Source organism: Geopseudomonas sagittaria, from assembly GCF_900115715.1.
GTDB lineage: Bacteria > Pseudomonadota > Gammaproteobacteria > Pseudomonadales > Pseudomonadaceae > Geopseudomonas > Geopseudomonas sagittaria.
In genome coordinates, this window is sequence record NZ_FOXM01000016.1 from 78,615 (window position 1) to 100,616 (window position 22,002).

Annotated in this window: 20 protein-coding genes, 2 tRNA genes and 1 rRNA gene; 6 read left to right on the forward strand and 17 right to left on the reverse strand. The window is 61.5% G+C overall.

Annotation, left to right across the window (positions count from 1 at the left end; translation table 11 throughout):
• Position 1 precedes the first annotated feature (1 nt).
• Positions 2-1,540 carry a conjugal transfer protein TraG N-terminal domain-containing protein gene (locus tag BM297_RS17455; RefSeq protein ID WP_092433824.1) on the forward strand — a complete coding sequence of 513 codons (1,539 nt, stop codon included), beginning with the start codon at positions 2-4 and terminating at the stop codon, positions 1,538-1,540.
• Between the two features lie 16 nt (positions 1,541-1,556).
• Here the strand turns inward: BM297_RS17455 and BM297_RS17460 are convergent, their stop codons facing one another.
• Positions 1,557-1,925 carry a DUF3742 family protein gene (locus BM297_RS17460; protein WP_092433825.1) on the reverse strand — a complete coding sequence of 123 codons (369 nt, stop codon included), beginning with the start codon at positions 1,923-1,925 and terminating at the stop codon, positions 1,557-1,559.
• Positions 1,926-2,363: 438 nt separating this feature from the next.
• Between BM297_RS17460 and BM297_RS17465 the strand changes: the two genes are divergently transcribed.
• The gene (locus tag BM297_RS17465; RefSeq protein WP_092433826.1) at positions 2,364-3,287 is read left to right on the forward strand and encodes an ArdC family protein; all 924 of its coding nucleotides are present in this window, start codon (positions 2,364-2,366) and stop codon (positions 3,285-3,287) included.
• Between the two features lie 246 nt (positions 3,288-3,533).
• The gene (gene mobH / locus BM297_RS17470) at positions 3,534-5,237 is read left to right on the forward strand and encodes a MobH family relaxase (RefSeq protein ID WP_092433828.1); all 1,704 of its coding nucleotides are present in this window, start codon (positions 3,534-3,536) and stop codon (positions 5,235-5,237) included.
• A gap of 335 nt (positions 5,238-5,572) precedes the next feature.
• Here the strand turns inward: mobH and BM297_RS17475 are convergent.
• From BM297_RS17475 to BM297_RS17525, 11 genes are all read right to left on the reverse strand, one after another.
• A tRNA-Pro gene (locus BM297_RS17475) sits at positions 5,573-5,649 on the reverse strand.
• Positions 5,650-5,723: 74 nt separating this feature from the next.
• The gene (locus BM297_RS17480; RefSeq protein ID WP_092433830.1) at positions 5,724-6,092 is read right to left on the reverse strand and encodes a MerR family transcriptional regulator; all 369 of its coding nucleotides are present in this window, start codon (positions 6,090-6,092) and stop codon (positions 5,724-5,726) included.
• Positions 6,067-6,375 carry an integration host factor subunit alpha gene (ihfA, locus tag BM297_RS17485; RefSeq protein ID WP_092433832.1) on the reverse strand — a complete coding sequence of 103 codons (309 nt, stop codon included), beginning with the start codon at positions 6,373-6,375 and terminating at the stop codon, positions 6,067-6,069. Before ihfA ends, BM297_RS17480 begins: the two co-directional genes overlap by 26 nt.
• Positions 6,376-6,378: 3 nt before the next feature.
• Positions 6,379-8,757, reverse strand: coding sequence for a phenylalanine--tRNA ligase subunit beta (gene pheT, locus BM297_RS17490; RefSeq protein ID WP_092433834.1), 2,379 nt, complete (start codon positions 8,755-8,757; stop codon positions 6,379-6,381).
• A gap of 33 nt (positions 8,758-8,790) precedes the next feature.
• A complete protein-coding gene (gene pheS, locus BM297_RS17495; RefSeq protein ID WP_092433836.1) occupies positions 8,791-9,807 on the reverse strand; it encodes a phenylalanine--tRNA ligase subunit alpha in 1,017 nt (338 codons plus the stop codon).
• A gap of 94 nt (positions 9,808-9,901) precedes the next feature.
• The gene (rplT, locus tag BM297_RS17500; protein ID WP_092433839.1) at positions 9,902-10,258 is read right to left on the reverse strand and encodes a 50S ribosomal protein L20; all 357 of its coding nucleotides are present in this window, start codon (positions 10,256-10,258) and stop codon (positions 9,902-9,904) included.
• A 29-nt stretch (positions 10,259-10,287) separates the two neighbouring features.
• Positions 10,288-10,482: a 50S ribosomal protein L35 gene (gene rpmI, locus BM297_RS17505; protein WP_090215844.1), complete on the reverse strand. Its 195-nt coding sequence runs from the start codon at positions 10,480-10,482 to the stop codon at positions 10,288-10,290.
• A gap of 60 nt (positions 10,483-10,542) precedes the next feature.
• The gene (gene infC, locus BM297_RS17510; RefSeq protein ID WP_090313180.1) at positions 10,543-11,076 is read right to left on the reverse strand and encodes a translation initiation factor IF-3; all 534 of its coding nucleotides are present in this window, start codon (positions 11,074-11,076) and stop codon (positions 10,543-10,545) included.
• A 33-nt stretch (positions 11,077-11,109) separates the two neighbouring features.
• Positions 11,110-13,020, reverse strand: coding sequence for a threonine--tRNA ligase (gene thrS, locus BM297_RS17515; protein ID WP_092433843.1), 1,911 nt, complete (start codon positions 13,018-13,020; stop codon positions 11,110-11,112).
• A gap of 207 nt (positions 13,021-13,227) precedes the next feature.
• Entirely contained in the window at positions 13,228-14,046 is an 819-nt protein-coding gene (locus tag BM297_RS17520) for an alpha/beta fold hydrolase (RefSeq protein WP_245768291.1), read from the reverse strand.
• An 86-nt stretch (positions 14,047-14,132) separates the two neighbouring features.
• Positions 14,133-14,209: transfer RNA gene (locus BM297_RS17525), tRNA-Val, on the reverse strand.
• 185 nt (positions 14,210-14,394) lie between these two features.
• Here BM297_RS17525 and BM297_RS17530 point away from each other — a divergent pair.
• Positions 14,395-15,678 carry an NAD(P)/FAD-dependent oxidoreductase gene (locus BM297_RS17530; protein ID WP_092433846.1) on the forward strand — a complete coding sequence of 428 codons (1,284 nt, stop codon included), beginning with the start codon at positions 14,395-14,397 and terminating at the stop codon, positions 15,676-15,678.
• A gap of 62 nt (positions 15,679-15,740) precedes the next feature.
• Here the strand turns inward: BM297_RS17530 and BM297_RS17535 are convergent, their stop codons facing one another.
• From BM297_RS17535 to BM297_RS17545, 3 genes are all read right to left on the reverse strand, one after another.
• Entirely contained in the window at positions 15,741-16,703 is a 963-nt protein-coding gene (locus tag BM297_RS17535) for a PA2778 family cysteine peptidase (RefSeq protein ID WP_092433847.1), read from the reverse strand.
• Positions 16,691-17,086 (reverse strand): PA2779 family protein, encoded by a 396-nt coding sequence (locus tag BM297_RS17540; RefSeq protein WP_092433849.1) that lies wholly within the window; start codon positions 17,084-17,086, stop codon positions 16,691-16,693. Before BM297_RS17540 ends, BM297_RS17535 begins: the two co-directional genes overlap by 13 nt.
• 100 nt (positions 17,087-17,186) lie before the next feature.
• Positions 17,187-17,813 carry a hypothetical protein gene (locus tag BM297_RS17545; protein WP_092433850.1) on the reverse strand — a complete coding sequence of 209 codons (627 nt, stop codon included), beginning with the start codon at positions 17,811-17,813 and terminating at the stop codon, positions 17,187-17,189.
• A 262-nt stretch (positions 17,814-18,075) separates the two neighbouring features.
• Between BM297_RS17545 and BM297_RS17550 the strand changes: the two genes are divergently transcribed.
• Together BM297_RS17550 and BM297_RS17555 are read left to right on the forward strand one after the other, a co-directional pair.
• Positions 18,076-19,908 (forward strand): ABCB family ABC transporter ATP-binding protein/permease, encoded by a 1,833-nt coding sequence (locus tag BM297_RS17550; RefSeq protein ID WP_092433852.1) that lies wholly within the window; start codon positions 18,076-18,078, stop codon positions 19,906-19,908.
• 69 nt (positions 19,909-19,977) lie between these two features.
• Positions 19,978-20,493 (forward strand): O-acetyl-ADP-ribose deacetylase, encoded by a 516-nt coding sequence (locus BM297_RS17555; RefSeq protein WP_092433873.1) that lies wholly within the window; start codon positions 19,978-19,980, stop codon positions 20,491-20,493.
• Positions 20,494-20,546: 53 nt separating this feature from the next.
• On the opposite strand, the gene BM297_RS17560 is transcribed toward BM297_RS17555, so the two are convergent.
• Positions 20,547-21,488 carry a DUF808 domain-containing protein gene (locus BM297_RS17560; protein ID WP_092433857.1) on the reverse strand — a complete coding sequence of 314 codons (942 nt, stop codon included), beginning with the start codon at positions 21,486-21,488 and terminating at the stop codon, positions 20,547-20,549.
• A gap of 216 nt (positions 21,489-21,704) precedes the next feature.
• Positions 21,705-21,820: ribosomal RNA gene (rrf, locus tag BM297_RS17565) — 5S ribosomal RNA — on the reverse strand.
• Between the last annotated feature and the right edge of the window lie 182 nt (positions 21,821-22,002).

Here is a 22,002-nt window from a genome sequence, read left to right on the forward strand (position 1 = left end):
CATGAGCACCAACAGCTACCTCGAGTTCTACCTGACCCTGCTCGGTTGGATCGTCAACAACGGGGTGTGGAACGTGCTGCTGGATACCGGCCTGTTCGCCGCACCGCTAGGCGCCATCATCCTCCAGGAGTGGCTGTCGGCCCGGCAACAGGGCGCCGACGAGGGTAACAAGGGGCTGCTCTCGGTGGCCCGGGTCGAGAACCGCCTGTGGCTGGCCTATGTCGTTCTGCTGTTTGCCTGCGTCCCCATGCTGCCGGTCAGTCTGACCAGCATGAAACTGGATGCCACGGCGAGCGAGCGCTGCGGCATCAGTGTGGCGCAGCCGGGCAATACCGCCTGGGGAGTAACCTTCGATACTCTGGGCAACCAGTCGGCCAATGTGCCTCTGTGGTGGTTTCTGGTGCATACCCTTAGCAAGGGTGTAGCCGCGGCCGGCATCGCGGCCATCCCCTGTGCACCGGACATCCGGCAGATCCGCATGGAAATCGACGAGACGCGGATTAACGATCAGGTGCTATTGCAGGAAGTCGCTGACTTCACCCGGGATTGTTACGGCCGATCGCGAGCCCGCCTGTTCACCAACCGGCCAGTGCTGAGCAAGGAGGAGGACCATGCGGCGTCCTGGATCGGCTCTGAATACTTTCTCAGCACATCGGGCTATTACGACGTCGACCGCTCACGTAGCCCGCGACTCAACTGGCCCTATGACGAGGCGCGCGACGCGACCCTGCCCCAGCTGCCCAACGGCGCAGGCTACCCCAGTTGTCGCCAGTGGTGGTCGGATCCCGTCATAGGCTTGCGGGCTCGCCTGGTCGAGCAGGTCGATCCGGGGTTGTGGAGCCAGCTCAGTGGCTGGCTCAGCGGCCGCTCGCTGACCGAGATCCAGAATGCCACCCTGCGCGAACTGGTCAGTCCGCGCATGCAATCGCTGACCATGGCCCCTGGGCAGATCTATCAGGATTACGGTGGCAACGGCCGCAGCGAGTCGATCGGCCATCGCCTCAACAACCTGGCCACCAACACCGGCCTGGCCTTCGGCACCCTCAGCAACTACCCAGCCATGAACGCCCTGCGCACAGCATTACCGATGATTCAAGCCTTTCTGCTGCTCGGCACCATCATTTGTCTGCCGCTGGTGATACTCATCAGCACCTACCAACTGAAAGTGCTGATGACCCTGACCTTCGCCCTGTTCACCCTGCACATGCTGACCTTCTGGTGGGAGCTTGCCCGCTGGGTCGACTCCAGCATGCTCGACACCCTGTACGGCAGCGTGGCCTTCGGCGACCGACTGCTGCTGACCCTACCATCAGCAGGCATGGATGACGCCACCGTGGCAGCACAGGTGATCGGTTATGTGATGGGCGCGATGTTTGTTGTGCTACCTGCATTATTTCTGGCAGCAATGGGCTGGGCCGGATATAGCGTAGGGAATATCGCGGACAGCATGCTCTCCAAGGGCTCGATTCACGCGCAAAACGCTGGCGCCAAAGGAGCAGACACCCTGTTATCTGCGGGGAAATCGATGGGCAATAAGTAAGCGTCAATGCAACGAGCTACTTATCATCCAGATCAGATTGCCCTGGAACGCGTTCAAGCTCGTATTCCCCGTAAGGATCACCGTAGGCCTGATGCCATAGAAAATCCTTGGGGAAGCTTTGGCAGCCAGTATTAACCTGTACCCATAGCCTCGCAGCAATGATAGCTACTGTCACAAACAGCCAAAAACTGATCAGGATTAGCGAACCAATCAAGGCGACTTTTGCTATCAGAAACATATATTTAATGAGTACTTTGCCAGTCGAAAAACCTGCAAGCTCAACTCGCTGGGCCACACGCCTCTCGAAATGCTGCTGCCAACGCCATGCATTACCCAACCGGTATCCCAGGCGCTGCCAGGCTGAAACGCCATGGACAGATTTCATTCCAGCGACCTCCCTTGGATAACGTGCGCAATGCCGCTGCTTCAATAGTGACCGTCCAGTCTCCGGAAAGTTTTTTCGCAGCTCCCAGAGCTCAGTGGAAAGCGGTGGAAAACATGTCAGGAAGCCGTCCTCCCATGCGGTTGACACCCTTTCCAAGCGTAGCTAATTAATTCGTTACGGATCGCTGTCATCGACAGCTACCCCCAGGTAGCCAGGACCTTCAAGGCTGCGCCAGCTGGCTGGTGGTTCAACTCCCCAAGTGCGATCAGCGTTCGGAAGCTCGCACGATCACTTCGGTGACGAACGCCCACTCCACCTCAAGCTCGCCAGGCGCGGCATGTCCACTCCAGAGCGAGACATTGCCGCCATCCAGTTTTTCACCCACCGGGGACCAGCATCCCCGTCCGGGTATGGGTTCCCTTTTTCGAGGCAATCCCCATGACTGACATCTACCAGAACGTCACCAACAAGATCGTTGCCGCCCTTGATCAGGGTGTCATTCCCTGGATTAAGCCCTGGTCTCCGGCAAGAGGCTCGACCTATCCCCCCTTCCCTATCAATGCGATCACCGGGCGGCCCTATCGGGGTGTCAACATTCCCCTGCTGTGGGCCGAAGCCCAGCTGCAGGGGTTCAGCCAGGATCGCTGGTTAACCTTCAATCAGGCCCGCAGTGCCGGTGGCCATATCCGCAAGGGTGAACACAGCACACTGGCTGTTCTGTACAAGACGCTGGAGCGCGAAGCCAAGGACGAGCACGGTAACCCGATTCTGGACGAAGCAGGCAACCCCGAGATGGCGCAGGTCGCTTGGCTGAAAGCCAACTTCCTGTTCAACATCGAGCAGACCGAGGGACTGGAAGGACTGTATGAAACTGAAGCCGAAGACTCGCCGCCAACAGACGAATTCGATCCCAACCTGTATGCCGAGCAATTGCTGCAGCGGTCCGGCGCACGGATTGTGCATCGACCAGCTGACCAAGCGTTCTACAACCCTAGCCAGGACTTGATCCAGCTGCCCGAAAGGAAGCAGTTCGCCAGCGAATCCGGCTATTACGCGACGGCCCTGCATGAACTGACCCACTGGACAGGTCATGCTTCCCGCCTGAAGCGTCACCAAACCTTCGCGCCCTCGCCTTTTGGCGTCGACGCCTACGCCTTCGAAGAGTTGGTCGCCGAAATGGGCACGGCCTTTCTGTGCGCCCGTGCCGGCATCCAGGGCGAACTCCGGCATGAGGGTTACATCAACTCGTGGCTCAAGGCGCTGAAGTCGGATAAGAAATTTCTCTTCCTCGCCGGCGGCTTTGCCCGCGAAGCCAGCGAGTACCTGATCAACCTGGCCGAGGATCATCCCCTCGCTACCTGACCTGAAACAGCCCCGGGCAATCCGGGGCCGCTCAGGTAGGCTGTGACAGATACCCTCTTGCAAACACGCGGGATCAGCTGGGCTTGCCACCAAAGCGAATCCAGACTGTTCGATTTTCCTTCCGACAGCCTCCCGGCAAAAGGGCAAAAAGGCTGACAAGGGTCCGAAGGGAATGGTGGACAAGGGTAAGAGCCCTACCCGAAAAGGCCAAAAGGTCCGCCATCTCGGCTATTCCCGGAGAACATGATGCTCTGGCTGTTCCAGCGCAAGCCGCAAAAGGCCACATCCTTCGCCGACCCGCTACCCGCCGGTTATCTCGCAGCACAGCCCGCCTCGGAACTGCTGCAACCCGCGCATCGACGCCAGCTGCTCGAGCGCATCTGGCAGTACACCGCCCTCTCCCACCCGCTCTTCGAGCAGCTTTATCTCGGCCCGATCCAACGTTACGCCGAGCTGGTCCAGCAACTCCCAGCCAGCGAGACACACCATCACGCCTACTCGGGTGGCCTGCTGGATCATGGTCTGGAACTGGTCGCCTGCGTCCTCAAGTTGCGTCAATCGCACCTGCTGCCGAGCGGAGCAGCGCCGGAAGACCAAGCCTCGCAGTCGGACGCCTGGTCCGCCGGGCTCGCCTACGGCGCCCTTCTTCATGACGTGGGCAAGATCGCTGTGGATATCGAGGTCGAGCAACAGGATGGCTCAGCTTGGCACCCCTGGCATGGGCCGCTGAAACAGGCTTACCGATTCAGCTACCGCAGACCGCGCGACTACCAACTGCACTCCGCCGCCAGCGGGCTGCTGTTGCGGCAGGTGCTCGATAACGCCAGCCTCGACTGGCTCAGCGGTTTCCCAGCGCTCTGGAGCAGCTTGCTGTATGCCCTCTCCGGCCAGTACGAGCGAGCCGGCACCTTGGGCGAACTGATCATCCAGGCCGACCGGGTGTCCACCGCACAGAACATCGGCGGCAATCCGCAAAAAGCCCTGCAGGCCCCCACCCACGCTCTGCAACACCATCTGATAACGGGACTGCGTCACCTGCTGCTCCAGGAGCTGAAACTCAACCAACCGGGCGCTGCCGGCTGGCTGACCCAAGATGCCCTGTGGCTGGTGAGCAAGACGGTGACCGACAAGCTACGCGCCTGGCTGCTGGCACAGTCGATCGACGGCATCCCGACCTCCAACTCGGCGATGTTCGATGAGCTGCAGGCGCATGGCCTGGTCGAGACGACGCCAGAGGGCAAGGCGATCTGGAGCGCCACCATCGAGGACGGCACCTGGCACCAGCCCTTCACCCTGCTCAAGGTGCCGCCGGCGCTGATCTGGCAGAAAGAGGAGCGACCAGCGATGTTTACCGGTAGTGTTCGGGTCGAGGCCACTGAAGACAATCCAAACCCTGCGAAAAGCCCATCAGTCCTATCTCTCCCGCCGAGCACACCTCCCACGCTGCCCGACGCAGTGGATGAGCTGCTGAGCCTGCTGGACACTGAGTCTGATGCAGAGCAAGCACCCGCTACCGAAGAGAGACAGGCCCCTCAGGTACTGCCTGCGAGCAGCGATCAAGGCCTGGATTTTCTCGACTGGCTCAAGGCAGGAATCGCCGGACATTCACTGATCATCAATGACAGCGGAGCCAAGGTGCACACGGTGGCCGGCATGGCCTTTCTGGTCACCCCCGGCATCTTCCAGCGCTATTGCCAGGAACACCCTGAACTCAGCACGCAGGCTGGCACGGCGGAACCCTGGCGCCGTGTGCAGAGGCGCTTCGAGGCCCTGCAGCAGCACCGCAAGCGGCCTGACGGGCTGAATATCTGGGAATGTGAAGTGCAGGGACCGCGGCGCAAGGCGAGTCGGCTCAAAGGCTATCTGCTCGAGCCGGCTGGGACGATTTTCCAGGCCATCCCCATGGACAATCCCTTTCTGCGCCTGGTCGAGCCGCAAGGGGAGGCTTGATCTGACCACTGCTAACAGCAGCTTGACGCAATGGGCAGCAGTCGCCTCGAGGCTGCACACCTCAAGCGTCGCAGGGTGTTGCTTCCAGCAAGCTCGCAGCTCAGGTCAAAACCATCCCCCAGAAACTCCAAGTCGCAGAGTCCAGGCTTTGCGTGCGGGAGATGGCGGAGGCGTAGCCAGCCCCTACAGACTCTGATCTGTCACGGGGGCATCCCAGCCAAGTACATACGGTCACCAAACGGTCACCAGAACGGACAATTTCTGATCCGCCAGCAAAAACAACAGGCATAAAAAAATCCAAGCACCCGTAAGTGCTTGGATTTTCTAGGGATTTTTGGTCGGGACGGAGTGATTCGAACACTCGACCCCTTGCACCCCATGCAAGTGCGCTACCGGGCTGCGCTACGCCCCGACATGCCTTCAAGCTTCTGAAGACGAGGTGAAATATACACTAAGCATATGAATTGTGGAAGCTTTTTTGGAGACTCACAGCGGCCTGCGGAGAATCCGCAGCACGTCCTCCAGCTCGGCGATCATCTGCCGGATCAGCTGGCGGTACGGGGTGCTTTCATCCCGCACCTCCTCACTGGATAGCCGCTGGCGCGCGCCGCCAATAGTGAAACCCTGCTCGTAGAGCAGGGCCCGGATCTGGCGGATCATCAGCACGTCCTGCTGCTGGTAATAACGACGATTACCCGCGCGCTTTACCGGGCTGAGCTGAGGAAACTCTTGCTCCCAGTAGCGCAGTACATGTGGCTTGACGGCACACAGCTCACTCACTTCACCAATGGTGAAATAGCGCCTGCTGGGAATCGGCGGCAGCTCGTCGTTATGGCTTGGGTTCAGGTTCGACATGGGCCTCGACTCGCGCCTTGAGCTTTTGCCCGGGTCGGAAGGTCACCACGCGACGGGCGGTGATGGGGATTTCCTCGCCCGTCTTGGGGTTGCGTCCTGGCCGCTGGCGCTTGTCGCGCAGGTCGAAGTTGCCGAAACCGGACAACTTGACCTGCTCGTTATGTTCCAACGCCTGACGAATCTCCTCGAAGAACAGCTCAACCAGCTCCTTGGCTTCACGCTTGTTCAGGCCCAACTCCTCATGGAGGCGTTCGGCGATCTCGGCTTTCGTCAGGGCCTTCATACGCTACTTCCTTAACGTGGCTTGGAACCTTTCTCCCAGTGAAGCAATGATTCTTTGCAGATTTTCATTGACTTCTTCGTCGTTAAGAGTGCGCGATGGATGCTGCCAGGTCAAGCCGACTGCCAGACTTTTGCTAAGCGGATCAATACCTTTGCCCTGATAGACGTCGAACAGACGCAGGTCGGTGAGGTATTCGCCAGCCTGGCCGCGGATCTCGGCCAGCATACTTTCGGCCGACACCTCGCGCCCCACCAGCAGCGCCAGGTCGCGACGCACTTCGGGGAAGCGCGACAGCTCGCGGAACTGCGGCAGACGACCGGCGGCGACTTCGGCCAGCACCAGCTCGAAGAGGAACACCGGCTGATCCAGGCCCAGGGTCTTGACCAGCTCCGGGTGCAGCGCCCCCATGAAGCCGACCAGTTGGCCGTCGCGCTCGATGCGCGCGGTCTGCCCCGGATGCAGGGCCGGATGCTCGCCAGCCACGAAGCTGAAGGAAGGGCCGGCACCGCCATAGTTCAGCAGCGCCTCGACATCAGCCTTGAGGTCGTAGAAGTCCACGGCTTCGCGGCCATTGGCCCAGGCCTCCGGCAGACGGCTGCCGCAGAGCACGCCGGCGAGCATGGCTTCCTGCTTGAGTTCATCGAGTTGGCCGACGAAGCGCAGGCCGGACTCGAACAGACGCACGCGGTTCTGTTGGCGGTTGAGGTTGTGCTGCAGCGCCTTGACCAGGCCTGGCCACAGCGAGGCACGCATGGCGGCCAGGTCGGCGGAGATCGGGTTGGCCAGGGTCAGCGGCTGCACGCCCGGGTGGAACAGCTCGAACCACTTGGGATCGATGAAGCTGAAGGTGATCGCTTCCTGATAGCCACGAGCGACCAGCAGGCGAGCCAACTGACCGCGATCGGCACGCGTCTCGCTCTGCGGCTGCGGCGCCAGACGCGCCTGCGGGTAGCGCACCGGCAGACGGTTGTAGCCGTACAGGCGGGCCAGTTCCTCAATCAGGTCCACCTCGATGGACAGGTCGAAGCGATGGCTGGGGATCTCAACCTGCCACTGCCCTACTCCGCTGGCAGCAACCTTGAGACCCAGTGCAACGAGCAGGCGCTCGACTTCGGCAGCCGGCAGCTCGAGACCAAGCATCTGCTCGATGCGCTCGGCACGCAGGGTGACGGGAGCAAGCTGCGGCAGATCGGCGGCGCTGACGGCCTCGACGATCGGGCCGGGTTCGCCGCCGACGATTTCCAGCAGCAGCGCGGTGGCGCGCTCCATGGCCTCGCGGGCCAGCTGCGAATCGACGCCACGCTCGAAGCGGTGCGAGGCATCGGTGTGCAGGCCGTAGGAGCGGGCCTTGCCAGCAATGGCGATGGTGTCGAAGAAGGCGCTCTCGAGGAACAGGTCGCGGGTGCCGGCGGCCACGCCGCTGTGCTCGCCGCCCATCACGCCGGCGATGGCCTGGGCGCGCTCGTGATCGGCGATCACCAGGGTATCGGGACGCAGGGTAACTTCCTGGCCATCCAGCAGCACCAGCTTCTCGCCGGGCTCGGCCATGCGCACGCGGATGCCACCCTTGATCTCGGCAAGATCGAAGGCATGCATCGGCTGGCCCAGCTCGAGCATCACGTAGTTGGTGACGTCGACCGCCGGGTCGATGGCGCGCACGTCGGAGCGGCGCAGACGCTCGACCATCCACAGAGGGGTCGGACGTGACAGATCGACATTGCGGATCACCCGGCCGAGGTAGCGCGGACAGGCCTGGCTGGCCAGCACCTCAACACTGCGCACCTCATCGTGCACCGCCGGCACCGCGGCGATGGCCGGACGGGTGACCGGGGCGTCGTACAGGGCACCGACTTCGCGGGCCAGACCGGCGACCGACAGGCAGTCGCCGCGGTTCGGGGTCAGGTCGACCTCGATGCTCGCGTCGTCCAGATTGAGGTAGCTGCGGATGTCCTCGCCCACCGGCGCATCGGCGGCCAGCTCGAGCAGACCATCGTTCTCTTCGCTGATCTGCAGCTCGGCGGCCGAGCAGAGCATGCCGAACGACTCGACGCCGCGCAGCTTGGCCTTCTTGATCTTGAAGTCCTCGCCCAGCACCGCGCCGATCATGGCGAAGGGGATCTTGATCCCCGGACGGGCATTGGGTGCACCGCAGACCACCTGGAAGGTTTCGCCGCCGTTGCTCACCTGGCAGACGCGCAGCTTGTCGGCGTCCGGGTGCTGTTCGGTGGCCAGAATCTCGCCGACCACGACGCCACTGAATGCGCCGGCAGCCAGGGTGACACTATCCACCTCGAGGCCGGCCATGGACAGGCGGGCCACCAGTTCATCGCGCGCAACCTGCGGGTTAACCCAGGTACGCAACCATTGTTCGCTGAATTTCATCCTGCTCTCCTGAAATCTCGTTGACGGGTCGACCTAGCGGAATTGCGCGAGGAAGCGCAGGTCGTTGTCGAAGAACAGGCGCAAGTCGTTGACGCCGTAACGCAGCATGGCCAGACGCTCGACGCCCATGCCGAAGGCGAAGCCGGAGTATTTCTCCGGGTCGATGCCGGACATGCGCAGCACGTTCGGGTGCACCATGCCGCAGCCCATCACTTCCAGCCAGCCGGTCTGCTTGCACACGCGGCAGCCCTTGCCGGAGCACATCACGCACTCCATGTCGACCTCGGCCGACGGCTCGGTGAAGGGGAAGAACGACGGGCGGAAACGCACGCCCAGCGGCTTCTCGAAGAACACGCGGAGGAACTCCTCGATGGTGCCCTTGAGGTCGGCGAAGCTGATGTTCTCGTCGACCAGCAGGCCTTCGACCTGGTGGAACATCGGCGAGTGGGTGATGTCGGAGTCGCAGCGATAGACGCGGCCGGGGCAGACGATGCGGATCGGCGGCTGCTGGCTCTCCATGGTGCGCACCTGGACCGGCGAGGTGTGGGTGCGCAGCAACATGTTGGCGTTGAAATAAAAGGTGTCGTGCATCGCCCGCGCCGGGTGGTGGCCGGGGATGTTGAGGGCTTCGAAGTTGTGATGGTCGTCTTCGACTTCCGGACCCTCGGCGACGTTGTAGCCGATACGGGTGAAGAACTGCTCGATGCGCTCGGAGGTGCGGGTCACCGGATGCAGGCCACCGGAGGCCTGACCGCGGCCCGGCAGGGTCACGTCGATGCGCTCGGCCGCCAGCTTGGCTGCCAGCGCGGCGGACTCGAGGTCGGCCTTGCGCGCATTGAGGGCATCCTGAACGCTGGTCTTGGCGGCATTGATCAGGGCGCCCGCCTTCGGGCGCTCCTCGGCCGAGAGCTTGCCCAGGGTCTGCATGAGCTGGGTCAGCTCGCCCTTCTTGCCAAGATAATGAACCCGGAGCTGCTCCAGGGCATTCACATCTTCGGTGTGTCGCACGGCCTCCAAGGCTTGGGAGACCAGCGCATCCAGGTTTTCCATGTACAAACTCCAGATACAAAATAGGGGAAGGGCACAAAGGCCCTTCCCCTATTGGTGACGTTGCCCGGACCCGAAGGTCCGATTGTCGTGGGGCTTAGGCCAGAACGGCTTTGGCTTTCTCGACAATCGCAGCAAACGCCGCTTTTTCGTTCACTGCCAGATCGGCCAGAACCTTGCGGTCGATCTCGATGGCGGCCTTCTTCAGACCCGCGATCAGACGGCTGTAGGACAGACCGTTGACACGCGCACCCGCATTGATACGGGCGATCCACAGAGCGCGAAACTGACGCTTCTTCTGACGGCGGTCGCGGTAGGCGTACTGGCCTGCCTTGATTACCGCCTGCTTGGCAACGCGGAACACGCGCGAGCGTGCACCGTAGTAGCCTTTGGCGAGTTTCAGAATCTTCTTGTGACGACGACGGGCGATGACGCCACGCTTAACACGAGCCATGTTGTAACCTCTTGATTATCTTGACCAGATTAACGAACGCGCAGCATGCGCTCTACTTTGGCAACGTCGGATGCATGCATCAGCGAGGTGCCGCGCAGCTGACGCTTACGCTTGGTAGTCATCTTGGTCAGGATGTGGCTCTTGAAAGCGTGCTTGTGCTTGAAGCCGTTTGCAGTCGGCTTGAAGCGCTTCTTGGCACCGCTCTTGGTTTTCATCTTTGGCATGTTTAGTACTCCGCATTCAGTGATTACGCATAACCGCAAGGCCTGCCAGTGCCCTGGTGGTTACTTTCTCTTTTTCGGGGCGATGACCATGATCAGCTGGCGTCCTTCCATCTTCGGATGCTGCTCGACGGAGCCGTATTCGGCGAGGTCGTTTTCGACCCGCTTCAACAACTCCATGCCCAGCTCCTGGTGGGCCATCTCACGACCACGGAATCGAAGCGATACCTTGGCCCTGTCCCCGTCGACAAGGAAACGTACCAGGTTGCGTAGTTTTACCTGGTAATCCCCTTCTTCCGTCCCTGGACGAAACTTTACTTCTTTAACCTGCGACTGCTTCTGGTTCTTCTTCGCCTCGGCAGCCTGCTTCTTCTTCTCGAACAGGTGCTTGCCGTAGTCCATGATCCGACATACCGGCGGAACCGCATCAGCAACAATCTCAACCAGATCGAGCTTGGCCTCTTCAGCGGCCTGGATGGCTTCGGCAATGGAAACCACACCAACCTGCTGGCCATCAGCGCCGATCAGGCGAACCTCGCGGGCCGTGATGTTTTCATTGATCGGCGGACGGGCCTGTACTCGCCTGTCTTGTCTCATGTCGCGCTGCTTAATAGTGATTACTCCGTTCTGTTACCGACCACGCCGGGAAACGGCCTGGACCAGCAGATCCTGGAACTCGGTGACGGTCATCGAGCCCAGATCCTGACCATCGCGCGTACGCACGGCGACGGTTTGCGATTCGACTTCGCGATCCCCGATCACCAGCAGGTAGGGAACCTTGAGCAAAGTATGCTCGCGGATTTTAAAGCCGATCTTCTCGTTTCTCAAGTCGGCCTTGGCACGATAGCCATTTTCTTCGAGCTCTTTCGCCACTCGGGCGGCAAATTCGCCCTGCTTATCGGTGATATTCAGCACCACCGCCTGGGTCGGCGCCAGCCAGGCCGGGAAGGAACCCTCGTAGTGCTCGATGAGGATGCCGATGAAACGCTCGAAGGAACCGAGCACGGCACGGTGCAGCATCACCGGGTGCTTGCGACTGTTGTCCTCGCTGACGTACTCGGCACCGAGGCGGATCGGCAGATTGAAGTCGAGCTGCAGAGTACCGCACTGCCAGACTCGCCCCAGGCAATCCTTCAGCGAGAACTCGATCTTCGGACCGTAGAAGGCACCTTCGCCCGGCTGCAGATCCCACGGCAGCCCGGCGTTGTCCAGCGCGGACTGCAGCGCAGCCTCGGCGCGGTCCCACAGGTCGTCGGAGCCGACGCGCTTTTCCGGACGGGTCGACAGCTTGAGCTGAATATCCTTGAAGCCGAAGTCGGAGTAGACATCCAGGGTCAGCTTGATGAAGGCCGCGGCCTCGTCCTGCATCTGCCCTTCGGTGCAGAAAATGTGCGCATCGTCCTGCACGAAGCCGCGCACGCGCATGATGCCGTGCAGCGAGCCGGACGGCTCGTTGCGGTGACAGGCACCGAACTCGGCCAAGCGCAGCGGCAGCTCGCGGTAGCTTTTCAGGCCCTGATTGAACACCTGCACGTGGCACGGGCAGTTCATCGGCTTGACCGCGTAGTCGCGGCTTTCCGACTCGGTGGTGAACATCAGGTCGCCATAGTTAGCCCAGTGCCCGGACTTTTCCCACAGTACGCGATCGACCACCTGCGGCGTCTTGATCTCCAGGTAGCCGTTCTGGCGCTGGATACGGCGCATGTACTGCTCGAGCACCTGGTACAGGGTCCAGCCGTTGGGATGCCAGAACACCATACCGGGCGCTTCTTCCTGGGTGTGAAAAAGATCCAGGCGCTTGCCGATCTTGCGGTGATCGCGCTTCTCCGCCTCTTCCAGGCGGTGCAGGTGGTCCTTGAGGTCCTGCTTGTTGCCCCAGCAGGTACCGTAGATACGCTGCAGCATCTTGTTCTTCGAGTCGCCGCGCCAGTAGGCGCCAGCCACCTTCATCAGCTTGAATGCCTGCAGCTTGCCGGTGGACGGCACGTGCGGACCGCGGCACAGATCGATGAAATCGCCCTGCCGGTAGAAGGACAACTGCTGATCACCAGGAATCGCCTCGATGATCTCGACTTTGTACTTTTCGCCGAGCCGGTCAAAGAAGGCCACCGCCTCATCGCGCGACATCAGCGAGCGGCTGACCTGATAGTCAGCCTTGGCCAGCTCGTACATCTTCGCCTCGATCTTCTCGAGATCCTCACTGGTGAAGGGACGCTCGCAGTCGAAGTCGTAGTAGAAGCCATCATTGATCACCGGGCCGATGGTGACCTGGGTACCGGGGAACAGCTCCTGCACTGCCATGGCCATCAGATGGGCACAGGAGTGGCGCAGCACGTCGACACCCTCCGCATCCCGCGCAGTGATGATCGACAGCGCGACGTCGCCCTCGATGACATACGAGGTATCCACCAGCTGGCCGTCGACCTTGCCGGCCAGCGCGGCCTTGGCCAGACCGGCACCGATGGATTGCGCAACTTCGGCCACACTGACCGGTTGCTCGAATGAACGCTGACTGCCGTCGGGAAGAGTAACGATGGGCATGGCGCCTCCTCTCTCAGTGGTGACCCCTACCAAAGGCCACGTGGGGTGGGATGAGCCAGTAAACGGCGCCCGGCGGGAAAACTGCCTTACGATGGCAGGACCGAATACGGCCTTCCCGGCACACAAGCGGAGATCACTGGAAAAATAAGCGCAACATCGTTTCAGAAAAAACCACAGGACGCAAGGCAAAGCGCCTAGCAAACTACGCTACTGAGCATCCAGAAACTCACCAACCAGCCGATTGAACAGCGCCGGGCGCTGTACATTCATGCCATGGGACACCCCTGGCAGGATCGTGCAGCGCGCTCCGGATAGATGATACTCAAGCATCTGCAGCACCACCGGAAACGGCTGCGGACTGCGCTCACCACCCAGCAACAGCGTCGGACAGCGGATTTCGGCCAGCAGCGCAGGCGTCACCGACTCCGGCCGATCATCAACCTGCCCCACCAGAGTGAAGGCATTATCCAGAGCCATGTGCCGAAAGCGCGCCGAAGAGCGCTGCCAGATCCCGGGTCCACTGACCGTATCGATGAACAACTGCAGACCAGCCTCGACCTGGCCGGCACCAATCAAGCGCAAGGCCTCCATGCGAAACTGATTGCGCTCACCAGCTCCAGCCGGCGCCAGCAGGCCAGCCGCATCGAACAACTCAGGCGCGAAGTCACCGCCGGGATCGGCCAGCAGCAGCGAGCGCACGAGCTCCGGCCGCTGCGCAGCCAGACGCAGGGCGACATTGCCACCCCGGGAATGACCAAGCACATGCACCGACTCACCCTGACGCTCGATCAACTCCGCCAGATCGGCGACATGCTGCGCCGTGGAGAACCCCTCCCCCATGCCATCCCAGCGCTCAGGAAAGTAATGTCGCAGGCTGACAGCCAGCACGCGGTAGCGCTCAGCCAGCGCCGAAATCTGCGCCGACCAGAAGCGGTAGTCGCACAGCGAACCATGCACTAGCAACAACGAAGGCCCCGAGCCCTGCTCGAGCCCCTTCAGCTCGTAATCCGACAGCCGCCAAACCACTGGCTCCACCTGAACACCCTCGCTGCGCCATTTTCCGGATGCAGAAAGCAGAAAAGCCGGTCAAAATGACCGGCTTTTCTGGTATTTGGTAGGCACAATTGGACTCGAACCAACGACCCCCACCATGTCAAGGTGGTGCTCTAACCAACTGAGCTATGTGCCTGCGTTGTGGGGCACATGATAGGGAACACCCCCAACCCTGTCAAACACTTTTTCGCTAACCCACTGAAAAAACACCATCTTTTTTCCTGGACGGGATCTTGCCTGCGCCCCCACCCTCTGGCAGCCCCTGCAATTCCCGAGTAGGATCGAAGCACACGTAAAGGATATAAAACGGAAGGTTGCAAAATGGCGCACACCCCCTATCCGCAATCCTACTATGCCTTTTCCGCCAACCCGGCACCGCAACGCCCACCCCTGATCGGCGAATGCGAAACGGACGTGTGCATCATCGGCGCCGGCTACACCGGGCTGTCGACTGCGCTGTTCCTGCTGGAAAACGGCTTTCGCGTCACCGTGCTCGAAGCCGCCCGGGTCGGCTTCGGCGCCTCCGGTCGCAACGGCGGGCAGATAGTCAACAGTTATAGCCGCGACATCGATGTGGTCGAGCGCAGTACCAATGCACACGCCGCCGCCCTGATGGGACAGATGGCCTTCGAGGGTGGCCGGATCATTCGCGAACGGATCGAACGTTACAACATCCAGTGCGACCTCAAGAACGGCGGGGTATTCGCCGCGCTCAGCACCAGGCAGATGGGGCATTTGGAAACACAGAAGCGGTTGTGGGAGCGCTGCGGCCATACCCAACTGGAACTGCTTGATCGGCAGGGGATCCGCCAGGTGGTTGCCTGCGACAACTACGTCGGCGGACTGCTCGACCACAGCGGAGGGCATATCCACCCACTCAACCTGGCCCTCGGCGAGGCGACGGCGGTGGAATCGCTGGGCGGGGTGATTCACGAACAATCCGCAGTCATGCGCATCGAGCGCGGCCCCAGTCCAGTGGCACACACCCCGCAGGGTCGGGTACGCGCGAAGTTTCTAGTGGTGGCCGGCAACGCCTATCTGGGCAATCTGCTGCCAGAACTGGCCGCCAAGTCGATGCCCTGCGGCAGCCAGGTGATCACCACTGAACCGCTGAGCGAAGAATTGGCCCGCACCCTCCTGCCACAGGATTACTGCGTCGAGGACTGCAACTACCTGCTCGACTATTACCGCCTCTCGGCCGACCGGCGCCTGATCTACGGCGGCGGCGTGACCTACGGTGCGCGCGATCCGGCCAACATCGAAGCCATCATCCGGCCGAAGATGCTCAATACCTTCCCGCAACTGCAGAACGTCAAGATCGACTTCGCCTGGACCGGCAATTTCCTGCTGACCCTGTCGCGCTTGCCTCAGGTCGGGCGCATCGGTGACAACATCTACTATTCGCAGGGCTGCAGCGGTCATGGCGTGACCTATACCCATCTCGCCGGCAAGGTGCTGGCCGAGGCCCTGCGCGGCCAGGCCGAGCGCTTCGATGCCTTCGCCAACCTACCGCACTACCCCTTCCCCGGGGGCCGCCTGCTCCGTGTCCCGCTCACCGCGCTCGGCGCCTGGTATTACCAGTTGCGCGACCGCCTAGGCGTCTGAACAGCCCCCCCCCCAAGAAGCCACGGCACCCAAAGGTGCCGCTGACGCTCCAGCCTTGATCGTTACTGCGGACACGCGGGCAGGACCGTGCACGCCCCCACCCGAGTAGCTGTCGGCAACGCCTCGCGAAACCTCGACTCCTCAGGAACCAGCACGCGAGCGCATTGCTGAGCCTGTCCCGCGGGGATCGCACACCCCTGCTCTGCCAGCACATGAGCCAGATTGGCCCAGCCTGGAGCCAGCGTTGGCTCGACCGTAACGGCCTGCCTGAGCGCCGCCTGTGCGCCGTCAAAATCCCGCGATGCATAACGGGCATTGCCCAGTGCGAACCAGGCTACGCCCTCACGGGGCCAATGGCGCACAGCCGCCTCGTAGGCGCGCCCCGCCGCAGCGACATGCCCGGTCTGCTCGAGATCGCTGGCGGCCGTCAACCAGGGGCGCAGCTCGGCCTGGGCCGGCAACCTGCCTGGTGGCAGCGTAAGAACCGCCCAGCGTCCGCCACGCGCCCAGGTCGCATCGAAACTGGCAAAGTTCGTCACCCAGCGCCGCGTGGTACCGGAGCGCAAGATCAGCTGCTGCTTCCTACGGTCATAACCCACCAGCACAGCAAAGTGCCAGCGCGGATACCAGTCGAAGGCCAGATTCTGCAGCACCAGCACCGGATTACCCGCCGCCACCTCGGCCAACAGAAACTCCAGATTGGCCGCCAATGGGTAGACCAGCAGATCATGATCGCGCGCGGCCGCCACCAACTCGACCTGCAGGCTGCCGTTACGCCCAGGGAGAAACACCCGATTCTTGAGCAGCCCCGGCGTGGTACTCACGCCTCGCTGGTTGAGCATGGTCGCTAGTGCGGCCGGACCACATTGGTATTCGGCCTGAGGGAAGAACGGCACCTCGCTCAGCTCGACCCGCTCCGGCAGCAGCTCGGCCTTTGGCGACAATTGCGGCGGCGTGGCACAGCCACCGAGCAGCAGACCAGCCAGCAACAGGCAGAAGACCTGCCGCCTCATCAATTGATGCATTTGACGAAGCTGAAGACATCAGTCGCGCAGAGCATGTCGGTGATGATGAAGATGACCAGGAACAGCACGATAACCCCGATGATGCCGCCTGCCGGCGCCTCGCTGAGCTGCTGGTTGAACTGAGCCAGCTCGGCATTGGTCAGGCCCCGGATGCGCTCCTCGACCTGCCCGCGCTCGACCCCCAAGGTCACCAGTTTGTCCTGCACGCCCTGGTCATCCAGCATGGCCAGCAATTGCTGACGATCGACCTGCTGTTGCTGCGCCTGCACCACCTCCGGAGTAGCGATCATCGCAGCCTGGACTAGCGGAACCTGAACCATCAGTAGCAGATGGGATGCCGCCAGCAAAGCAGCTAACCGACGGGAAAATACTCGCTTCAACATTGGACTCTCCTTCCAAGGACTCGATTCGACTATCGCCGGGAAACCGAGTTCCATCGTAGATTAGGTGATCCTGTCACAGTTCGACGGCAGCGCCACAGCCTTAGCGGTGTGGAAGCACCCTGAGCATGTCCAGGATGAATTTGCGCGTGGACGGCATGGCTTCGGCAAACTCCGGGCTCGCCTCGGGCGCAGCCTTGACCAAGCCCTTGAGCTGCGCCCGCTGTACCTGTTCGGTATATTTCTGCGCGAACAACTCGCGGACGCGCCTCGACTCCGCCGCACCGTCCTGCAGCAAAGCCTCCAATACCTTACGGGTCGCATCCATGAATACCCGGCTGCGATTGAACTGCCAGCTCTGCTCCACGTACTGCTTCGAGCGCCGAGTCAGCTTGTCCTCCAGCGCGGCCAGATCCTGTCTCAAGGCTTCACTTTCCAGCTCGGCACAAGTCGCTCGTCGCTGCAGATCATCAATCCCTTTCTTGAGGTCGGCACTGACCGCCCGATCATGCACCGCCAACTGCTCCCCCAGCGTTTGCACGCGCGCGCCGAGCTCCGACTTTTCTGCCAACACCCGCTGCAACAGTTTCTCGATCGCGGCAAGCTGCGCACGGTCCGTTGCCCCCGCGCCTACCTGAGCGTCGTGGAAACCACGCCGATAGCCTGCCTCCCAAGACGACTCGGATGACAGGCCGCCGGGCATACCGGCCCGAATCTCATGCACATCCATATCCAAGACCTCCTTGCCCGATATTCTGCACGGGGATCCTGCCCGGCTCCTGCATCGATATCCGTGAGAGCCTCCGCAAAATACGGGACCACTCGTGAGTCAGCCGCGCAGCCAAGCCCCCCACCCTGCTCGGCAAACCAAGCCCGCCTCAGCTGCCCACGCTTGCCCGTTGCATCGCGGCTACAGCCGGCCCAGCATAGGCAGCTAAGTATTGGCCTATCGCGCCGTCCTGCCTGGCGAGGCACACAAGGATCAGACGACCATGACGTCCAGCAATACCAATGAGCAAGCCGATACTGCCCCGGCCAAGGATGCCGAACAGGTACGCAGTGACTTCGCCGTGATAGCAGACCTGCTGCCCTACCTGCGTCCCTACCTCGGACGCATCCTTCTGGCCTTGAGCCTGGTATTGGCTGCCAAGCTGCTTAACCTGTTGGTACCAATCGTCCTCAAGCATATCGTCGACGGTCTCAATGTAGAGCCCAACCTTATGATGCTGCCGGTCGGCCTGCTACTGGCCTACGGCGCTGCGCGCATCGGCGTCACCCTGTTCACCGAGCTGCGCCAGGTAGTGTTCGCCAGGGTCATGGCGCGCACCTCTCGCCAGGTTACCCTCAGAGTGTTCCGCCACCTGCACGGCCTCAGCCTGAAGTTCCACCTCGGTCGGCGTACTGGCGGCGTCGCTCGCGATGTGGAGCGAGGCGGCAGTGCGATTGCCGACCTGCTCGACTGGACCCTTTACTCGATCATTCCGATCCTGCTGGAGGTACTGCTGGTCACCGGGGTATTGGTGTGGGCTTACGACTGGCGTTTCGCCGCCATCACCCTCGGCACCCTGCTGGCCTATGGGATATGGACCTTTGCCATCACCGAATGGCGTACCCGCTATTATCGCGCCGCAGTGGAGGCTGATACCCGCGCCAACGAACGTGCAGTGGACTCGCTACTCAACTACGAGACGGTCAAGTACTTCAACAACGAGGAACACGAAGCAACGCGCTACGACGAAAACCTACGCAGCCTGGAGAATGCCAAGGTCAAGGCCACAACCAGCCTTGCACTCCTCAATCTCGGTCAGGCGGCAGTCGTGTCCCTCGGTGTCACCGCGATGATGTGGCTGGCTGCGGACGGGGTAGTCGCCGGCACCCTGACGGTTGGGGATCTGGTACTGGTCAATGCTTATCTGCTGCAGCTTTCCGCGCCACTGTTCCTGCTTGGCATGATGTACCGGGAAGTTAAGCAGGCGCTGACCAACATGGAGCGCCTGTTTGGCCTGCTGGACGAACGCCAGGACGTGCAGGACTCTCCAGACGCTCGGCAACTGGTCACCAGCCAGCCTCAGGTACGCTTCGAGATGGTGCAGTTTGGCTACGACCCGCGTCGGCAAATCCTGCATGACGTGGATTTCGAGATCCCGGCCGGCGGCACCGTAGCGGTAGTCGGTCACTCCGGCTGCGGCAAATCCACCTTGGCGCGACTGCTGTACCGCTTCTACGACGTCGATGGCGGTCGCATCACAATTGGCGGCCACGACCTGCGTCAGCTGACCCAAGCCTCGGTGCGTAGCGCCATCGCCATCGTTCCGCAGGACACCGTGCTGTTCAACGACAGCATTTACTACAACATCCTCTACGGCAAACCCTCGGCCAGTCGCGAAGACGTCGAGGCCGCAGCCCGCGCCGCGCATATCCACGACTTCGTTCAGAGCTTGCCGGATGGCTACGAAACCCCAGTCGGCGAGCGCGGCCTGAAGCTCTCCGGTGGCGAGAAGCAGCGTGTGGCCATCGCCCGAGCGATCCTCAAGAACCCCAGCATCCTGATCTTCGATGAGGCCACCTCGGCGCTGGACTCCCAGTCGGAGCGCGCCATCCAGGCAGAGCTGGAGCGCATCCAACTCGGACGCACCACCCTAGTGATCGCCCACCGCCTGTCCACAGTAATGAACGCCGACCAGATACTGGTGATGAATGATGGGCGTATCGTCGAGCGCGGCAGCCACCCGCAGTTGCTGGCCCTGGGCGGGCAATACGCGCAGATGTGGCGACTTCAGCAGCAACGCGCGGAGCAGGCGGCGACCGAGCAACACGACCGATGATGCTCCCGGCAAGGTCGCTGGCGATCCTCTAACATGGGAGGCATGCCTCAAACTTACCAGGCCCATGTCATGTCAGCACAGCTGCAGGCCATCCAGGCCGACATCACCACGCTCACGGTCGACGCCATCGTCAACGCGGCCAATCCGTCACTGCTTGGCGGCGGCGGTGTTTCCGGAGCCATATTGCGAGCCGGGGGCGCGGAGCTCATCGAGGCATGCCGTCGCCTTGGCAGTTGCGATAGTGGCGATGCCAAACTCACCCCCGGCTATCGCCTACCCGCCCGTTACGTCGTCCACACGGTCGGCCCTGTCTGGCACGGTGGGCAGCAGCAGGAGGCGGAGTTGCTGGCCTCCTGCTACCGTCGCGCCCTTGAAGTCGCCGCCAAAGCGGGCGCACGTAGCCTGGCTTTCCCGAGCATCAGTACCGGCATCTTCGGCTACCCCTTCGAGCAGGCCGCGGTCATAGCCGTGGATACTGTGCGGGCAACCCTGCCGGCATTTCCCACCCTCGAGTCGGTGGTGTTCTGCTGTTTTTCCAGCGCAGATCTGCAGGTTTACACTCGGCTTCTCGAGGCTCGGGACTAAAGGTCGGGGAGGTAGAGCCACGAACCGCCCTGCCCACTCCAACGGAAAGAGGACTACTCAGCAAGCCCGAGCTTACCCCGCACCTTGCCGAACAGGGCAACCCCTGCCACTACCACCCCGCCGACCACTATGCCGAAGGCGGCATTGAGCAGCGTGGGAACCAGGGCCTGGAGCGCTACACCTATAGCAGATCCTGCGTCCCCCGCACGGGCCAACTGCTCGATGCCATGATGCACCATGGGGATGCCGTGGGTCAGGATGGCGCCACCGACCATGAACATGGCCGCGGTGCCCACGACCGAGAGTCCTCTCATCAGGTAAGGCGCGGCGCTGAGGATCACGCCGCCGAAGCGTTTCGCCAGACGCGAATCGCGCTGACAGAGATGAAGCCCGAGGTCATCCAGCTTCACTATCCCCGCCACCAGACCATACACACCGACAGTCATCACGATGCCGATGACCGACAGCACAAGCACCTGCTGCATGAAGGCCGCTGCAGCTACTGCCCCCAAGGTAATGGCGATTATCTCCGCGGAGAGGATGAAGTCCGTGCGGACTGCACCTTTGATCTTGTCCTGCTCAAATGCAACCATGTCGACAGCGGGGTCACTCAATGCCGCTAGCTGCCGGGCATGGTCGGCGTCCTCTTCCACCTTGCTGTGCAGGAACTTGTGAGCCAGCTTCTCGAAGCCCTCGAAACACAGGAACGCGCCCCCCAGCATCAGCAAAGGCGTGATCGCCCAAGGCGCAAGCGCACTGATCAGCAGAGCGGCAGGGACCAGGATCAGCTTGTTGAGGAATGAACCCTTGGCGACCGCCCACACCACCGGCAACTCCCGGTCTGCAGGGACCCCGGTTACCTGCTGGGCATTCAAGGCGAGGTCATCACCGAGCACTCCAGCCGTCTTTCTGGCCGCCACCTTGGTCATCACCGAGACGTCGTCGAGGATGGTGGCAATGTCATCAATCAATGCGAGCAAGCTACTTCCAGCCAAGTTGGTACTCCCTGCGTTCTGGTTGTTGGTTCAAGCCATCATCACCAACGATATCCATGCTGCAAGTCATTTTCGCGCAGCATGCGGTGACAGAGCGCTTAGCGGCCCCAAGGAAGACGTCGCTATGATGACAGCAATTGCATGGTGTACAGGCTTCCCCCCGCCGAAAAGCCGAAACCCCGACCAGCGTTAGCTGATCGGGGTTTCTGTATAGGTGCTTGACGATGACCTACTCTCACATGGAGAAGCTCCACACTACCATCGGCGATGCGTCGTTTCACTGCTGAGTTCGGGATGGGATCAGGTGGTTCCAACGCTCTATGGTCGTCAAGCAATTTGTTGGGGAATCGTTTTTAGTCGCTCCCCCTAATTGGGTATGTGATATCGGTGTATCTTCGGTAATTTCACGCGTTCCTGCAAGCTTTCGGCCTGTCACACGCAAACAACAAATTGTTTGGGTGTTATATGGTCAAGCCTCACGGGCAATTAGTACTGGTTAGCTCAACGCCTCACA

Excerpts from the sequence above, each read along its gene's own strand:
- BM297_RS17455 (WP_092433824.1), top strand. The coding sequence starts at position 2 with ATGAGCACCAACAGCTACCTCGAGTTCTACCTGACCCTGCTCGGTTGG.
- BM297_RS17460 (WP_092433825.1), bottom strand. The coding sequence starts at position 1,925 with ATGAAATCTGTCCATGGCGTTTCAGCCTGGCAGCGCCTGGGATACCGG.
- BM297_RS17465 (WP_092433826.1), top strand. The coding sequence starts at position 2,364 with ATGACTGACATCTACCAGAACGTCACCAACAAGATCGTTGCCGCCCTT.
- mobH (WP_092433828.1), top strand. The coding sequence starts at position 3,534 with ATGCTCTGGCTGTTCCAGCGCAAGCCGCAAAAGGCCACATCCTTCGCC.
- BM297_RS17480 (WP_092433830.1), bottom strand. The coding sequence starts at position 6,092 with ATGTCGAACCTGAACCCAAGCCATAACGACGAGCTGCCGCCGATTCCC.
- ihfA (WP_092433832.1), bottom strand. The coding sequence starts at position 6,375 with ATGAAGGCCCTGACGAAAGCCGAGATCGCCGAACGCCTCCATGAGGAG.
- pheT (WP_092433834.1), bottom strand. The coding sequence starts at position 8,757 with ATGAAATTCAGCGAACAATGGTTGCGTACCTGGGTTAACCCGCAGGTT.
- pheS (WP_092433836.1), bottom strand. The coding sequence starts at position 9,807 with ATGGAAAACCTGGATGCGCTGGTCTCCCAAGCCTTGGAGGCCGTGCGA.
- rplT (WP_092433839.1), bottom strand. The coding sequence starts at position 10,258 with ATGGCTCGTGTTAAGCGTGGCGTCATCGCCCGTCGTCGTCACAAGAAG.
- rpmI (WP_090215844.1), bottom strand. The coding sequence starts at position 10,482 with ATGCCAAAGATGAAAACCAAGAGCGGTGCCAAGAAGCGCTTCAAGCCG.
- infC (WP_090313180.1), bottom strand. The coding sequence starts at position 11,076 with ATGAGACAAGACAGGCGAGTACAGGCCCGTCCGCCGATCAATGAAAAC.
- thrS (WP_092433843.1), bottom strand. The coding sequence starts at position 13,020 with ATGCCCATCGTTACTCTTCCCGACGGCAGTCAGCGTTCATTCGAGCAA.
- BM297_RS17530 (WP_092433846.1), top strand. The coding sequence starts at position 14,395 with ATGGCGCACACCCCCTATCCGCAATCCTACTATGCCTTTTCCGCCAAC.
- BM297_RS17535 (WP_092433847.1), bottom strand. The coding sequence starts at position 16,703 with ATGCATCAATTGATGAGGCGGCAGGTCTTCTGCCTGTTGCTGGCTGGT.
- BM297_RS17540 (WP_092433849.1), bottom strand. The coding sequence starts at position 17,086 with ATGTTGAAGCGAGTATTTTCCCGTCGGTTAGCTGCTTTGCTGGCGGCA.
- BM297_RS17545 (WP_092433850.1), bottom strand. The coding sequence starts at position 17,813 with ATGGATGTGCATGAGATTCGGGCCGGTATGCCCGGCGGCCTGTCATCC.
- BM297_RS17550 (WP_092433852.1), top strand. The coding sequence starts at position 18,076 with ATGACGTCCAGCAATACCAATGAGCAAGCCGATACTGCCCCGGCCAAG.
- BM297_RS17555 (WP_092433873.1), top strand. The coding sequence starts at position 19,978 with ATGTCAGCACAGCTGCAGGCCATCCAGGCCGACATCACCACGCTCACG.